Consider the following 15618-nt stretch of genomic DNA (forward strand, 5'->3'; position numbering starts at 1 on the left):
GCGGACGGTGCGGGCGATGTCCCATTATCAACCGTTCGGGCGCGTCTACGCCTACCCTTACCAAAAAACTCGCCCGTTCACAGAATTGCGAGCGGTCAAACCCAAATCCTTGGGTATAACTGCAACAAGATAAAGTGTCCGGCGGCCAACGCGCCCGCGCCCGCCCGATGCACGAGCCCCGCGCCCGTGCGATAGACCAAGGAGGAAACCATGAACGAGGGCTACACCAAGGTATTTGTTTCACTCGACGGTACTGAGCAGCAGGATTTTGTGCTCGCACGCGCCATCAAGGTCGCCGCGAACAACGGCGCCAAGCTAATCATCGGCCACGTTATCGATTCCACGGCGCTCGAGAGCGCCGGTTCCTATCCGGTCGATCTGGTCAACGGCCTAGAGGAGGCATTTAAGAACTCCATCGCCAAGCAGCTCGAAGAGGCCAAGGCCAATCCCGATATTCCCGAGGTCGAGGTCATGATTCGCGCCGGCCGTATTCGCGAGACGCTCAAGGACGAGATGCTCGACGTGGTTAAGCCCGACCTGGTGCTCTGCGGCGCCCGCGGCCTGTCCTCGATCAAGTATGCGCTGCTGGGTTCGATTTCGACGTTCCTGCTGCGCAATACGGACTGCGACATCTTGGTCGTGAAGTAGCAAACGTACGCCTAACGCATCGCGGAGCGCAAGCCCACGTGCCCAAGTCTTCCAAGAGCGGGACCACCATTACGGTGGCCCCGCTTTGCTTTAGGCTGAGAATTGCTCCAGAACCCTCATTCTCTCAACGGAATCCGTCTGAATTTTCAGAGCGACCCGACCCAAATCTCCGGTTGCAGAGGCAAGTTCTGCAAGCTGGGCAGACACCTCTTCAGCCACTTCCGCCGCGATGTTCTTGATCATCTTGAGTGGCAGATGCAAATCTTGAGACATGAATTCGAAATCTTCAGGAGTCACCCCATCGATCACCCGGTGATCCCCAATATCAATCCCAAGATTATGGTCGTATCCCATTATCGTCGTGCAAACAATATCGTATGCAGGGGCCAACCTCTTTTCCCGCCAACTCGGACTATAAAGAAACGAATGGTTCTTGAGATGCGAGTCGCAATTCCCCAACGCATAATCGACCATTACCTGACGAGCGAACATTTGAGTATCAGCAATTACGTTAGACGATTGCTCTCTTATCAATCGGCCGCAAAGAGCCATATAGCAGCTATCGGGACGTGTCTCGTATTTCATATACGAAGGCCAGCCAACCGCTTGGCAAAAATCCTCCTGATGCAGCCTCAGAGGCACATCGAATCCGCTCATCGACGGCGGCTCATTGCTCCAGATTCTGTCATAACGCTCGGAAAAGAACGCACCAGGAATCGTATCCGAAGCTTCTGAACGGGCAATTTCAAGCCCAGCAGCAGACGCTGCCGTCATGCAAATTAATTCGTTGAACGGCAAATCCGGATGTTTAGTTGAAGCAATCTTGACTATGTGAGTCGAGGGGGCAGAGCCGAGCGGCAGCATCCAATCCCCCGACCCGGCCTTTTTTGCATCTTTACCGCGCGGTAAAAACCAACCGGTTTTAGACTGAGCGCCCGCCAACGACAGCCTCGAATCCTGCATATCATTTGCAATCTCAAACACTTCCGCCTTAGAAAGTGCCTCAAAATCCTCGTCTTGCAGAGGACGATAGCCCGGATCGTAGCTCGATTTCTCATCGCCGAGAAACCTCAAGGCACCAACGCACTCATCGCCCAAACGCTCGAGCATCGATAAATAGTCTGACTGGGGGATTTGAAAACGCATCGACAGCTCATGCCGAACCGGGCCCTCGGGAAGCATGCCCGAAAAAAAGGCCGAAAACTCATTGCTGGCATATGGCTCATGTCGCAAGGGAAGAGAAGCTGAGAGTGCGGCAGCATCGTCGCGTTCAAGATATCCCTCATCATATGCAAACGTCTCGTTTACGGGGTCGGCCCTCTCAAATTCTCCGACCAGCTCAAACGTTCCCCGATACTCACGATAAACCTTTAATGCCATGAGCCGTCGCCCCTCTCCCTCAGGATCAAATCGACCCCCAAGCTGTTAGCGATTTGAAGGGTTTGGCGAAGATTGGCACCCGCCTTTCCACGCTCAAGCTCGCTCACAAAGCGCAAACTGCACTGGTTGAAATCAGCCACATCGCGTTGGGTATAACCGAGCTTCTTCCGGCGCTCACGCAAATATGCACCGAGTTCAGCTGGGTCAAAAATCGTTCGCTCATTCCAGTCTTGCATGCTAATCCCCTATGATTATCCCAAACGGGATAATCATAGCACATCATGATGGAATTATCCCGTTTGGGATAATTGTCTTAACGTGAATGACGCTCCGGGACGTTACACCGCGACGACTACTCAAAGTATTGGAATTTGTTGGTCGAGAAGGCAAACGTGACGACGAAGCCTTCGCCGGGCTCGGATGCCGCGGTGACATCGATACCCATCTTGGAGCACAGACGCGCCACCAGGTAGAGGCCAATGCCCGTTGCGCGCTTGGTGGTGCGGCCGTTATCGCCGGTAAAGCCCTTCTCGAACACGCGCGGCAGGTCGGCCGCGCTCACGCCGCAGCCGTTGTCCGCGACGGTGAGCTCGATGCGTTCGCTCGCCAGGCCCTCGTCCAGCAACGCGCCCGAAAACACGATCTTTGCGCCGTCCTCGCGCGCATATTTAATGCTGTTCTGAATGAGCTGGCCCAGAATAAACTCGAGCCACTTCTCGTCGGTAAAGACCTCAAAGTCGAGGTTCTCGCACACCGGGGCCACGTGCGCCGCGATGAGCTCGCGCGCGTTGGCCTTAATCGCGCCCGTCACCAAGGTCTTGAGATCCCAGCGGCGAATCAGGTAGTCGCGCTCCACGACTTCCGAACGCGCGTAGTACAGCGCCTGGTCGATATAGCGCTCCACGCGAGCCAACTCACGGCCCAGGTCATCCACACGAGACAGGTCGTCTTCGCTGCCATCCAGGTTTTCCAAAATTAGATGAGCCGCCGCCAGGGGCAGTTTGGCCTCGTGGACCCAGCTCTCGATATAGTCGCGATAGTCATCGGTCTGACGCCGGCCTTCGGCAACCTCGTCGCAAGCGGCTTTGCCCACCCGGCGCAAGACCTCGTACTCGAGCTCGCCCTCGGCATAGGTCGGGCATTGCACCATCTCCTGCACCCATGCGGGGCTCTCGAGCTCCTCGGCCGCGCGCTCCAGCTGACGCAGAAAACGGCGGCGACGCGCGTACTCGACCACGATGCCGAGCATACCAAAGATAAAGGACACGCCGACCGCCACGACCACGATAGAGACGGGTGCACCGGCAACCGTCAGCACAAAGCAGCTCAGCAGCACACCGCACGTCCACACGGCGACGGGAAGCAGCGCATCTTTAAAGAACTTGCCAAACGACATAGCCGGCCCCTAGACCGAATAGCCTTGGCCGCGATGCGTGGTCAAATACCCCTTGATGCCGATTTTTTCGAGCGTGGTGCGCAGGCGGTTGATGTTGACGGTGAGCGTATTGTCGTCCACGAAGGCGTCGGAGTCCCACAGGTCCTGCATGATGGCCGAGCGCGAAACGATCTTGCCCGCGCGGCTCAGAAGCAGCGAGAGGATACGCAGCTCGTTTTTGGTGAGCTCGGTGCTGGTGCCCGTTTGCGTGTTGGTGACCATTGAGCGGGCGAGGTCGAGCTCCAGCCCCTTGTGGACAAGTGTGCTGCGCTCGCCTGACGCCGCGGTGCGACGCAGCAGTGCGTTGATGCGCGCCACAAGCACACGGGCGCTGTAAGGCTTGGGAACAAAGTCGTCCGCGCCGAGCGTCATGGCCATAACCTCGTCGATCTCGGTCGTGCGCGACGTGAGAACGATGATGGGAACCTCGGATTCGCGGCGAACCTCGTGGCAGATATGCTGGCCGTCCTTGACGGGAAGCGTGAGGTCGAGCAGCACCAGGTCGGGCACGGCGGCGAGAATATCGCGCGAGACATGCTCAAACGATTCGCAGGCCTCGACTTCAAACCCGGCGCGGGCAAGGATGTCGACAAGCTCACGACGAATGGGCTCGTCGTCCTCAACGATATAGATCAGCGCCATTGATTCCGCTCCCCTCTTGGTTGTCTTGTCCCATTATGACCGCAAAGCTGCAGGTACACGCCTCGCGCGGTGCCAGGTGACAGAACTGTTCGCGAGCGGGGGCGTTTTGTCCGCCTCGCACTCGCAGCGGTGGCGGGGACCAAAATGATTCTTTAATCCCCGTCCCAGAAAAATCATTTAGCGGCGGGCGCGGAGCTTTTCGTAGCCTTCGGCGAAGAAGGCGACCGTGGCGGCGTCGGCCTCGGCGGCGTCCGTCTCGGTTGCGGGGACCACGCCGTGCTCGTCACTCACCAGGAACAGCGCGCCCTTGAGCTGCGCGGGAATGTCCACGCGCGTGACCGGGATGCCCTTGGTCTGGGCCAGCTGCTCAATGAGCGTCGCCGTGCCGCACAGACACTCGTCCGCTGGCGCCACAAAGGCCAGCTCGCCGTTATCGACGGCGGCGAGCAGCTCGGGCGCCACGCCGGTTTCGTCGGCCTCGGAGCGGGCCTCGGCGGAGCGGGCACGTAGCGCCTTGGCCGACGTATCGGCCAGCGGCTCGTACTCGCCCACCGTCATGGCGGCGTTGCCGTTGATGTCGATCACCAGCATGAGCACGCCGTCGTGTGCGGTGTAATCACCCTCGGCAAGCGACCACTCAACGTGTTGTTTGGCCCAGCTGAGCATGTTGTGGGTAAGCGGCTCGCCCTGCACCAGGCGCTCGGACAGCGCGCGAATGTGGCGGTTGAGCATGGGCACCTTTTTGTTGGACATGCGCCAACGGCAGACAAGCGCGGGCTTGTCGAGCGTAAACTTCTCGACCGCCTCCTGATTGGCGCAAAAGTCCTCGTACGCACGCTGATCCTCGGCATTGCCAAACAGCTCGGCATCATCAATCTGGGGCATGGTCATACCTTTCGTGTTAGTCATTCCGTCCTCTTATACCAAAAAGACGGCCCTCCAAACGGAGCAGCCGTCTTTTGCAGAGATTATTTTGACGATACGGTCAGGCGACCGATCGGCTTAATGGGATAGAACAACATCCCATTAAGGGTTTTCCAAGTGCCCGAGATTGCCCCGAAAGAGGAGCGCCGCGTACTAAATGTACGCAAGCGACGGTTTGAGGGGCAAGGTCGGGTGCTTGGGAAAGCCTCTAGTGCCTAAAATGCCTGGCCCCTGTGAAGACCATCGCAATACCATGCTCGTTGCAGGCCTGGACGCTCTCGTCGTCGCGCTTGGAGCCGCCGGGCTGGATGATGCAGGTCACGCCGTGCGCGGCGAGCACGTCGACGTTGTCGCGGAACGGGAAGAACGCGTCGCTTGCACAGGCAAAGCCGCCCTTCTCCACGCCCTCGCGCTCGCAGAAGTCCTCGGCGCGCTCGCAGGCAAGCAGCGCAGAGTCAACGCGGTTGGGCTGACCCGGGCCCATGCCAATGCCGGCCTTACCCTTGGAAACCAGGATGGCGTTGGACTTGACGCCCTTGCAGACCTTCCAGGCAAACTCGAGCTCGGCCATCTCGGCGTCGGTGGGCTTGCGGTCGGTGGGGAACGTAAAGGTCGCAGGATCCTCGGTCACGTGGTCGACCTCCTGCACCAGCATGCCGCCGTCGACGGAGCGCAGCTCCACCTGGGCGCCGTGGTCCACGCCGCCGGTGGCCAGCACGCGCAGGTTGGGGCGCTTGGCCATGCGCTCGAGCGCCTCGGCAGTGTAGCTCGGAGCGATGATAACCTCGACGAACTGCTTGTTCTGATCGGCAAAGTGCTCAACCAGCTCATAGGGAACCTCGCGGTTGCAGGCGATGATGCCGCCGAAGGCGCTCTTGGGATCGCAGGCGAAGGCGCGGTCGTAGGCGGCCGTGATGTCCTCGGCCACGGCGGAGCCGCAGGGGTTCTGATGCTTGAGGATCACGCAGGCCGGCTCGTCGAACTCGCGGACTAGGTTCCAAGCGGCGTCGGCATCCAGATAGTTGTTGTAGCTGAGCGGCTTGCCCTGGATCTGCTCGGAGCCCACGAGCGGGAACTGCGAGCTCGCGGTATTCTCGCAGCCCTCGGCAAAGCGATAGACCGTGGCCTTCTGCTGAGGATTCTCGCCATAGCGCAGGTCGTCGACCTTCTCCAGCGAGATCTCGAGCTTGGCAGAGGTGTCCGCCACGTCGCTTGCGTGGGCGGCGAGCCAACGGGAGATAGCCGTGTCGTAGGCGGCGGTGGTCTGGTAGACCTTCACCTGCAGGCGACGACGGGTGGAAAGCGTGGTGCAGCCACCGGTCTCGCGCATCTCGGCCAGGACGGCATCATAGTCGGCCGGGTCGGAGATGACGGTAACGCTCGCGGCGTTCTTGGCGGCAGAGCGCAGCATGGAAGGACCGCCGATGTCGATGTGCTCGATGGCATCCGCGAAGGTGACCTCGGGGTTGGCGACGGTCTTCTCGAACTCGTACAGGTTGACGACGACCAGGTCGATCAGCTTAATGCCGTGCTGTGCCGCCTCCTGCATGTGCTGCTCGGAATCGCGGCGGGCCAGCAGCGCGCCGTGAACCTTGGGGTGCAGGGTCTTAACGCGGCCGTCCATCATCTCGGGATAGCCCGTGAACTCCTCGATGGGGGTTACGGGGACGCCCGCGTCCTCGATGGCACGAGCCGTGCCGCCCGTAGAGATGATCTCGACGCCAAAGTCATCGACCAGCGTCCGTGCGAAATCGACGACGCCCGTCTTATCGGTAACCGAAATCAACGCGCGTGCGATCTTCACATCAGATCCCATGCAGTCCTCCTGTCTGGTACGCCGCCGTGCTCTGTGAGTCGGTGATACGTCGATCTGCAGCGCTCGCGCAGCGGCATTGAAAATACTGATTCAATGTAGCGCATCGAGCGCATCGATGCACCCCGCAACGGGCGCATATGCAGAAAAAGTTTGCGAGCGGAGGGGATGGGCACGGCACCGGGCACGGTGAGTTCATGGAACACAGGGGCACCATAATTAGATGCCAATAGCGTGGTAGAACTGTGCTCGATATGCATCCGCAAAAGAAAGAGGCACCATGGTCTCGCGGGTTCTCTACCGACCGTTTGATACCGAAGACTTCGACGCCATCGCGTTGATTCTGCAGCAGCTTTGGCATAACAATTCGGATAACGATGAGTACAACCGCCTCGAGGCCGCATGCGACCTCGCCTATTGCCTTTCGTCTTCGACGTTTTCGCAGGTTGCCGTAATCGACGGCCATGCACGCGGCATTGCGCTTGCACGCGCAGGACAGAGCTCCGGCGCCACCGTTAAGGAACATTGGATGGATACCGAACGCGCGCTGCTATCGCAGATGCGTGAGCTGGAGCCCGATGCCTGCGCCGAGTATCTCTCGTTTGTGCGCGCAACCATCCGGACCAACAACCGCCTGCTCGAGAGCAGCCCGTTGCCGCACGACAACGAGGTCACGCTGCTTGCCGTGGATCGCGATGTCCATGGCCTGGGCGTTGGCACGGTTCTGCTCGATGCCGCGGTCTCACACCTATCCTCGCTTGGAGCGACGAGGGCGCACCTGTACACCGACTCCAACTGCTCGTGGAAGTTCTACGAGCTGCACGGCTTTAAGCGCACGGCCACGCACCGCGCCAACCGCGAAGAGCGTCGCCACGACATGCCGCGCGAAAGCTTCCTCTACGAACTCGATCTAACAGCCTAAACCCAGCAGCCATACCTAGTCATTTAGGGATGTTCCCAGTGATTAGTCGTTGGGGACAGCCTTCGTAGGTAGCGCATGAAAATGGGATGGATCCGTCGGCAGTCGCCGGAGAAGATCCATCCCAAAAATCAGAGCGCGCTAGAACGTTCCGCCGCCGCCTCCGCCGACGCCGCCACCACCGCCGCCAGAGAAGCCGCCGCCGCTGCCGCCGCTCGAGCTATCGGAGCTCGAAGCCAGCTCGCGGATGGTCTCGTGATACACATCGTTGAACGAATCGAGCGGAGACTCGTTGCCGTAGTGATGGTAATACCACCAGTAGCAGGGGTAGTTGTCGTAGAAATCGTCGCTGTTGCGCAGGTCCGCAGGCACGGCCTCGGCCAGCTGTCGCAGCACTTCTTTCGAAACGCCCAGGGCAACGCCCATCACCAGCAGCTTGTTCCACAGCACCAAATCGCCCGGGACGGCTTCCTTTAGGCGTGTGAAATCCTCGAGCCAATGCTTGAGTGCCTTGCAGCGAGCCGCCACCTCGGCGCCCTCCGGCGTAAAGCGGCGGAACGTAAGGCCCACGCCGATACCCACCAGCACAATCGGCACCGAGATAACCGCGGCGGTAATGTTCGCCTGTGCGCCATCGGTAAAGAAGATGGATCCCACGGGAACAAAGGCAATCAGGATACCAAGAACCAGGCAAAACACCATTGCAACAATGCCGTCTGAGGCAACGTACTCGCTATCGGCCAGCTTGCCCTTAACGGTGTTCTGATAGTCCTCGAGCTTGTCGCCCACGGGTGTAGCGTGCTGCTTGACGTAGTGCTGCAGCTCGTCGAACGTGCGCGAGCGATCGCCGTTCTCGTCAGGCTTAGTACCGGCAAAGAAGACCTTGAGCACCATGTGGTCAATGCCCTTGGCCGACTTCCAGCCCGCATCACTCACCGTCACGCGATACGTCTGCTCTTCTTTTTCACGCCCCAACAGACCCTTCTTGGCCTTGGTCACGGTCGCCTGCTCCAGCTTGATCACACGGTCGTCAGTGAGCTTCATGAGCGTGGCGATATATGCCTGATCGGGCACCTCGTTCCAGCTCATGAGGGCCGAAAGCACGGCGGGATGGTCGGCCGAAGGCACATCGCGGAAATATTCGTCCTGGAAAAGCGGCTTGGGCTTGCGCTTGCGCAGCTTGAGCATAACGATTGTGCCGGTAAAGGCCACCGCCGCAACAACACTTAGCACGGCAAGTGCATTGGCAATCATGCGAGCGTGAGCGCGGCGGGCGTTAGCTTCGTCGGCCCATTCCTTCTCTTCGCTCAGGATCGTTGACATGCGCTCTTCGCCCGAAGCGGCAAGCTGCGGCACCCAGTCGCTAGGGAAGGCGATGCGTGCCTCGGCGAATTCGCCCTGGTGCACGCAGGGAATGGTATAGGTGACCATGGGCTCGTCCTCATCGAGCGACACGTCGCCCGTCAGCGGACCATGGCCCCATGCGCGGAAGTTATCGCCCTTGACGGCCGCCGTCCCGGCAGCGGCATTCGCGAAGCACACTTCCATCTCGACGTCATCGGAATCCGCAGACCAGCCGTCACCTACGAACTTCCAGTAGAGCTCGGCGGTATCGGCCCAGTTCATAACCGCACCGGTCATGGTGTAGCTCACGTAGTAGATTGCGCTGTCGCCGCTCTCGTGAGGGCTGAACACCTTAATCCTTACGCCGTCACCGGTCTGCTCGACCGTGTAGACGCCAGAGTCGCCCTTGTTCGCGCTATCGACTTTGTTAAACGCGGTGTCCTCTTCCTCGACACTCAGCACGTCGACGCCCGCCGTGCCGCCCTGCTGGTTGGAGCCCGTATTGATCTCCCAAAACACGCCGTTGATGTCGTCGTCGAAATCAAACTGGCGTCCCTCGACAACGGTCAGCGATCCATCGGCCTCGACCGTGGCACTGATATAGGTCTGGGTCATGGAGTAGCCGTCGGCGTGCGCGGCGACAGGCAGCAGCAACAACGCAAGCGCGACGAGCACGCAGACGGAAGCGAATCGCGCAAACAGGTGGCGCTGCCGGCTGACTTTGGCGGCGAGGGTGTTCATAGGCACATCCTTTGTCTGTAAAACCAACAGCGCCATTGTCCCACGTTTGCGGGTACGCATGACGAACATCTAGGCGACCGGAGCGCCAAACGGGATGAAAGTCACACCCGCACCCCAACAGCCAGTCATTGGGGACGTTCTTAAATGACCAGTCATTAGGGACACCCTTGGCATGGCCTGCGCCAGCAATAGATACCACTTCACAGCTCCGTCACAGGTGTAGCGGCTTTGTGTGGGCGCGGCATGCGCTGACTGAGCCGCCAGCCGAGGGGCATAAAGTAGTTGAGCGAAAACGGTTTGCCCCTTTGCCGTTCGCTCGAGGACCATGTCCCCCTTTTCCGCGGAAACCCCGGCAGTTGCGAAGAGCTGCCGGGGTTTCTGTCGTTTGTGAGGCTAAGTCGGTACGCAGCGATCGAGACCTTGAGCCGCAAACCCACCGTGCGCAATGCGCACCGCCGCCAACTTGTGAGCGCGGCAACGCCTTCCCTGCCAAGCCCCGCGCTATACTCATCCGCATGGATATCAAAACACGCAACATAGCAACGCCCGCCGCGGACGCACCAGCAACGGCAGTGCCCACCCCCGTCGTGGGCCGCTTTGCCCCGTCGCCCTCGGGCCGCATGCACTTGGGCAACGTGTTCAGCTGCCTGTGCGCATGGCTTTCGGCCCGCAGCCAGGGCGGCAGCATCGTGTTGCGTATCGAGGACCTGGACGATCGCTGCAAGCGCCCGGAACTTGCCGCTCAACTGATTGACGATCTGACCTGGCTGGGGCTCGAGTGGGACGAAGGCCCCTACTACCAGCACGATCGCCTGGATCTGTACGAGGACGCCCTGCGCCAGCTGCAAGACGCCGGCCTCACCTATCCCTGTTTTTGCACGCGTGCCGAACTCCACGCCGCGAGCGCGCCGCACGCCAGCGACGGCACGCCCATCTACCGCGGCGCCTGCAGAGGTCTTTCTGCTGATGAAATCACCCGCCGCAGTGCCCTGCGTGCTCCGGCCACGCGCCTGCGCGTGCCCACCGTCGACGACCTCGCCAGCGACGTGATCGAATTCGTGGACCGCACGTACGGAGCCCAATGCGAAGCACTCGCCACCGAGTGCGGTGACTTTTTGGTGCGCCGCAGCGACGGCGTGTTTGCCTATCAGCTGGCCGTGGTGGTCGACGACGCTGCCATGGGCGTCACCGAGATCGTACGCGGATGCGACCTGCTTGGTTCCACGCCGCGCCAGATCTATCTGCAACATCTGCTGGGACTGCCCACGCCGCACTACGCGCACATTCCGCTGCTCATGTCACCGGACGGCCGCCGCCTTTCCAAGCGCGATCGCGATCTGGACCTGGGCGAGCTCCGCACCCGCTTTGGCACACCCGAGGCACTGTTGGGATGGCTCGCCGGGCAAACAGGCATCGCGCCGGACACCACGCCGCGTACCGCCGAGCAGCTGGTCGAGCACTTTAGCTGGGACGTCATCCGCGCGCATCGGGAGAACATCACTGTAACGGTCGAGTAGCCAGCCACCCCGCCTCTACGCAACATCCCAGGGCTGGAGTTCGTCGCCCAAGCGAACGATGCAGTCGTAGAGCACGGTGTGACGCTCGGCCGGGTTGGTATCCCGATGAAAATGCCCGTAGTACCAGCGCTTGTAGTCCAAGCGGTCTTCCAGCTCATCGAAAAATGCCGTAAGCCGATCAACGGAGGGGCAATTCCAGCCGGACGCTGGATAAAGCGTGGACGAAAGCATGCGCGTAGAGCAGGTGTGAGTGATCACGTAGTCGACCGTCCAGCCCACGCTGTCGAGCTTTGCCCGCGCCTCCTCAAAGTTGCGCTCGTCCGGCAGCTCCTGCGGCCACCAGCTGGAATACGGAATGCGGTATTCCTTGTCCACGCTCGTGGCGCCGCCCATGGTAAAGACCGTTGAGCCGTCGAGCTCAAAAACCTCGCCGCGCGTCAGGCGCCGTATGGGCGAGGTATCCGACAGGCGCTGCGTCAGCCCACCGTGCCACAACTCCATGGGGCGTTCCGCCCAGTGATCGAAACGCTCGTGGTTGCCGTCGACAAACAGCACGGTGTAGGGGCGCGACTCCAGCCAAGCAATATCGGCACATTCCTCGGTAGAAAAGTCCCAGGGAAAGCCAAAGTCGCCCGCGATGATGAGATAGTCGTCGCTCGCCAGGCTATCCCCAAGCTCCCAATCGCGGAGCTTTTGCATGTCAGCGCCGCCATGAATATCGCCTGTTACATAGACCGTCATCGGATTACCACTTCCCTGTAAGTCGCTAGCCCACATTCTGCACGATCACTAAGTCAACCGTTCCAGCCCTTCCATCCTTTGGGACCTACCCCTCGCTCTTCCATCCAAACGGGTCAAACACCCAAAAGATCAGATCGAGCACGCCGCCGGTCATCGTGGCGCCGGCAAGAGCCATGCAAACATGCAGAAAGCTGGCACTTCGGAGCACGTCGAACGGCCCCAGAACAGCCAACAGCGCGACCGCTGCGCCGGCTACGCACAGCGCGAGGCACGGCCCCGCGTCCTTAACGCACTTCTTTGCGAGATGCTTTGCGTTGTCACTCATCGGTATCGAACTCCTTAGAGGGTCGTTGTTCAGACGCATGCCGCCGCGGCAGAGCGGGGCGGCAGGGTAAGTGTCACATGCTGTGCGGACATCAATGGAGAAACCGCCTGCTCGACCAACCTTTGACGCCGTTTTGCACCGGCACCACATCCCCCGCTATCGAGGTCTAATACTTTTCCCACCGCCACCCAAAAACTCATCCAACGTTAATCTTGGCTCAAGAATCGCTTAATCTATAACCTGCACTATAGAGTTCGACCAAGGGCGGGGCGGCGCCGCGCAACGCAGACCGCCGAACGCAACGCTCGCGCCCGGGCAAATCGTCCGGCGTCGCGCCCATCGAACGAAAGGACAGGTCATGGACGACCTCGAAAAAGTTGAAACCATCCGCACCAAGTGCAACGTGAGCTACACCGATGCCAAGGCCGCGCTCGACGCCGCCGACGGCAACGTTTTGGACGCCATCATTTGGCTCGAGTCGCAGGGCAAGACGCAGACCACGTCGGCGCACGCCGCCACCGAGTCCGCGCCAGTCGATGAGCCCTCAGCCGAGATGGTCGCCGCGCAGGCCGCCTACGAGAAGTCGAGCGAAAAGACCGACTTCTCCAAGAAGATGGACAGCGTATGGGAGTACCTCAAAAAGCTCTTCCGCCTGAGCCTGGACACCAAGTTTATCGCCACGCGCCGCGATGCGATCATCCTCAACATCCCCATCCTGATCCCCATCATCGCCCTGTTTGCCTGGGGCGCTACGATTTGGCTGATGCTGATTGGCCTGTTCTTTGGCATGCGCTACCGCATCGACAGCGACGGCGACGTGCCCGGCAGCATCAACAACCTTATGAATCACGCCGCTGATGCCGCGGACGACATCAAGCAAAATCTGAACGACGACAAGTAATCGCAGACGGGGGCACGCATGGCACGGATCCTGATCGTAGAGGACGAGGAGAAAATCGCCCGCTTTGTGACGCTCGAGCTGGAGCACGAGGGCTACCAGGTGGAGCACGCCGCCGACGGCCGCACCGCCGTGGACCTGGCGCTGGAGCGCGACTACGATCTGATTCTGCTCGACGTGTTGTTGCCGCAGCTCAACGGCATGGAGGTCCTGCGGCGCGTACGCAAGCACAAGGATGTGCCGGTGATTATGGTCACCGCGCGAGATGCCGTGATGGACAAGGTGGCCGGGCTCGATGCCGGCGCCGACGATTACCTGACCAAGCCGTTTGCGATTGAGGAGTTGTTCGCACGGATCCGCGTTGCGCTGAAGCGCTCGGAGGCCGTGCGGGCGGCTTCGGGCGTTGGCGGCGTTGGGGCCGGGGAGGGCGCTACGGGTGCCGCTGCGATACCCCCGGCTGGAGACTCGGCCAAGACCTCAGCCGCGCCCTCCCCCGCCACACTCACCGTGGGCTCGGTTGCGCTCGACCCTGACCGCCGCGAAGTCACGGTCGATGGCTCGCCCATCGCACTCACGGCTCGCGAGTTCGACGTCCTCGCCCTGCTTATGGCGCATGCCGAGACCGTGCTCACGCGCGAGCGCATCGCGCACGAAGCGCTGGGCTACGAATACGTGGGCGACACCAACAACGTCGACGTGCACATTGCGCACCTGCGCGCCAAGATCGAGGACGCCGGCAGCGCCCGCATCATCCAGACCGTGCGCGGGGTGGGCTATGTCTGCCGCGCGTAACGCCGAAGCCAAGCGCGTCACCTCCATCGCCCGCGCCATCAACTGGAGCTACATGTGGCGCCGCCTGATGAGCTACGTCTGGCTCGATCTGTTGCTGCTGGTGATTGCGGCGGCGATCCTCGTCTATGGATACAACCAGACGCTGCCCGACGGCGCGTTTACCGCAGGATGGATCCCCAACGCCACCGTTCGCGGCATGTCGCTGACGCCCGCACGCGGCTGGGACCTGACAACGCTCACCTATACCGTTGAGCTTGCGCGTACCAGCAAGACCTTCCCCCTTGCACAGGATCTCGTCACGCTATGGCCTCTCTACCTTGTCGTTGTGGGATGGCAGGTCATCAGCGTGCTCAACATGCTCGGCGGTGCCCGCCGCGTACGCCGTACTATGGCGCCGCTCAACGACCTGGCCTTGCGCGTGGACGAGCTCGGCCGCATGCAGCTCTCCGGCGGCAAGATGGAAACACTGGAGCAGGCCATCGAGCGCGCAAGCGTCGACTCGCCGAGCGTCACCACCGGCGACGCCGACCTGGCGAGCATCGAGGTCGCGCTCAACCGCCTGCTGCGCCAGATGCAAGAGGCCAAGTTGCAGCAGATGCGCTTTGTCAACGATGCAAGTCACGAGCTGCGCACGCCCATCGCGGTGATTCAGGGCTACGTAAACATGCTCGACCGCTGGGGCAAAGACGACCCAGACGTGCTGGCAGAATCCATCGCGTCCCTCAAGGCCGAAAGCGAGCACATGCAAGAGCTCGTGGAGCAGCTGCTGTTTTTGGCGCGCGGCGATGCCGGGCGCACGGTCCTGCGGCGTGCGCATACCAACCTGGCCGCACTGGTCGGCGAGGTATGCGAGGAATCGCAGATGATCGATACCGAGCACACGTATCGGCTGGTGTACGACACCACGCTTGCCAGCGACCCGCGCTGCGACGCGCCCGTCGACGTGGCGCTCGTGAAGCAGGCTCTGCGCGTGATCGTGCAAAACGCCGCCAAGTATTCGGACGCGGGAACGACCGTCACATTTGGCATAACGCCCGATGCGGGCATGGGCACGATCGACATAAGTGTTGAGGACGAGGGCATCGGCATGAACCAGGAATCCGCAGCTCACGCGTTCGAGCGGTTCTACCGTGCCGACAACGCGCGCGATGCCGGCGCGCAGGGCTCGGGTCTGGGGCTCGCCATCGCCAAGTGGATCGTCGACAGCCACGGCGGCGTCATCGGTGTGACCTCGGTCGAAGGGGTCGGCAGCCGCTTTACGATTCGCCTGCCACGGTAGGAAGCCCCCTCGTGAATCGAAGGTGAATGCTTTTCCGCGAAGTGAACGACCTATTTTGGACCCCCGAAGCATCCGCACTTTTTGGCGCCAAACCCGCAGGAAATACCTGACAAAACCGCAGGAAAGAGCGACGTAAAAGTGTCGATGCTCCAGGGGTTCGATTTCACTCGTTCACTTCGCGGAAAACCATTCACCTTCGTTTTACGGCAGCCCGTCAGTC

The 15618-nt window shown here is 60.8% G+C and carries 15 protein-coding genes; 6 read left to right on the plus strand and 9 right to left on the minus strand.

What is annotated here, in order from left to right:
• Positions 1 to 210 precede the first annotated feature (210 nt).
• Positions 211 to 648, plus strand: coding sequence for a universal stress protein (locus FGQ61_RS02995; RefSeq protein ID WP_006235921.1), 438 nt, complete (start codon positions 211 to 213; stop codon positions 646 to 648).
• Positions 649 to 738: 90 nt separating this feature from the next.
• Here the strand turns inward: FGQ61_RS02995 and FGQ61_RS03000 are convergent, their stop codons facing one another.
• The 6 genes from FGQ61_RS03000 to purH all read right to left on the minus strand — a co-directional run bounded on the left by FGQ61_RS03000 (position 739) and on the right by purH (position 6845).
• Complete coding sequence (locus tag FGQ61_RS03000; RefSeq protein ID WP_138374526.1) at positions 739 to 2028, minus strand: HipA domain-containing protein; 1290 nt, start codon at positions 2026 to 2028, stop codon at positions 739 to 741.
• The gene (locus FGQ61_RS03005; RefSeq protein WP_138374527.1) at positions 2019 to 2264 is read right to left on the minus strand and encodes a helix-turn-helix domain-containing protein; all 246 of its coding nucleotides are present in this window, start codon (positions 2262 to 2264) and stop codon (positions 2019 to 2021) included. Before FGQ61_RS03005 ends, FGQ61_RS03000 begins: the two co-directional genes overlap by 10 nt.
• 116 nt (positions 2265 to 2380) lie before the next feature.
• On the minus strand, positions 2381 to 3424 hold the full coding sequence (locus FGQ61_RS03010) for a sensor histidine kinase (RefSeq protein WP_138374528.1): 1044 nt from the start codon (positions 3422 to 3424) through the stop codon (positions 2381 to 2383).
• Positions 3425 to 3433: 9 nt separating this feature from the next.
• Complete coding sequence (locus tag FGQ61_RS03015) at positions 3434 to 4105, minus strand: response regulator transcription factor (RefSeq protein ID WP_138113373.1); 672 nt, start codon at positions 4103 to 4105, stop codon at positions 3434 to 3436.
• A 177-nt stretch (positions 4106 to 4282) separates the two neighbouring features.
• Entirely contained in the window at positions 4283 to 5014 is a 732-nt protein-coding gene (locus FGQ61_RS03020; RefSeq protein WP_138113375.1) for a hypothetical protein, read from the minus strand.
• Positions 5015 to 5237: 223 nt separating this feature from the next.
• Complete coding sequence (purH, locus tag FGQ61_RS03025) at positions 5238 to 6845, minus strand: bifunctional phosphoribosylaminoimidazolecarboxamide formyltransferase/IMP cyclohydrolase (protein ID WP_138113377.1); 1608 nt, start codon at positions 6843 to 6845, stop codon at positions 5238 to 5240.
• 277 nt (positions 6846 to 7122) lie between these two features.
• Here purH and FGQ61_RS03030 point away from each other — a divergent pair, with 277 nt between their 5' ends.
• Positions 7123 to 7764, plus strand: coding sequence for a GNAT family N-acetyltransferase (locus FGQ61_RS03030; protein WP_138113379.1), 642 nt, complete (start codon positions 7123 to 7125; stop codon positions 7762 to 7764).
• 138 nt (positions 7765 to 7902) lie between these two features.
• Here FGQ61_RS03030 and FGQ61_RS09575 read toward each other — a convergent pair whose 3' ends face one another.
• The gene (locus tag FGQ61_RS09575; RefSeq protein ID WP_055310398.1) at positions 7903 to 9846 is read right to left on the minus strand and encodes a DUF2207 domain-containing protein; all 1944 of its coding nucleotides are present in this window, start codon (positions 9844 to 9846) and stop codon (positions 7903 to 7905) included.
• Between the two features lie 620 nt (positions 9847 to 10466).
• Here FGQ61_RS09575 and gluQRS point away from each other — a divergent pair.
• Positions 10467 to 11363 (plus strand): tRNA glutamyl-Q(34) synthetase GluQRS, encoded by an 897-nt coding sequence (gene gluQRS, locus FGQ61_RS03040; protein WP_229025884.1) that lies wholly within the window; start codon positions 10467 to 10469, stop codon positions 11361 to 11363.
• Between the two features lie 15 nt (positions 11364 to 11378).
• Here gluQRS and FGQ61_RS03045 read toward each other — a convergent pair whose 3' ends face one another.
• Both FGQ61_RS03045 and FGQ61_RS03050 read right to left on the minus strand, forming a co-directional pair.
• On the minus strand, positions 11379 to 12104 hold the full coding sequence (locus FGQ61_RS03045) for a metallophosphoesterase family protein (protein ID WP_055310396.1): 726 nt from the start codon (positions 12102 to 12104) through the stop codon (positions 11379 to 11381).
• 85 nt (positions 12105 to 12189) lie between these two features.
• The gene (locus FGQ61_RS03050; protein ID WP_117847870.1) at positions 12190 to 12429 is read right to left on the minus strand and encodes a hypothetical protein; all 240 of its coding nucleotides are present in this window, start codon (positions 12427 to 12429) and stop codon (positions 12190 to 12192) included.
• A 358-nt stretch (positions 12430 to 12787) separates the two neighbouring features.
• On the opposite strand from FGQ61_RS03050, the gene FGQ61_RS03055 reads away from it, so the two are divergent.
• The 3 genes from FGQ61_RS03055 to FGQ61_RS03065 are packed head-to-tail and all read left to right on the plus strand — an operon-like array spanning position 12788 to position 15398.
• On the plus strand, positions 12788 to 13330 hold the full coding sequence (locus FGQ61_RS03055; RefSeq protein WP_117847868.1) for a UBA domain-containing protein: 543 nt from the start codon (positions 12788 to 12790) through the stop codon (positions 13328 to 13330).
• A gap of 18 nt (positions 13331 to 13348) precedes the next feature.
• Positions 13349 to 14119 carry a response regulator transcription factor gene (locus FGQ61_RS03060; RefSeq protein ID WP_138374529.1) on the plus strand — a complete coding sequence of 257 codons (771 nt, stop codon included), beginning with the start codon at positions 13349 to 13351 and terminating at the stop codon, positions 14117 to 14119.
• Complete coding sequence (locus tag FGQ61_RS03065) at positions 14103 to 15398, plus strand: sensor histidine kinase (protein ID WP_138374530.1); 1296 nt, start codon at positions 14103 to 14105, stop codon at positions 15396 to 15398. Before FGQ61_RS03060 ends, FGQ61_RS03065 begins: the two co-directional genes overlap by 17 nt.
• The last annotated feature ends 220 nt before the right edge of the window (positions 15399 to 15618 follow it).

It is taken from the genome of Collinsella aerofaciens (assembly GCF_005844325.1).
Lineage (GTDB): Bacteria > Actinomycetota > Coriobacteriia > Coriobacteriales > Coriobacteriaceae > Collinsella > Collinsella aerofaciens_G.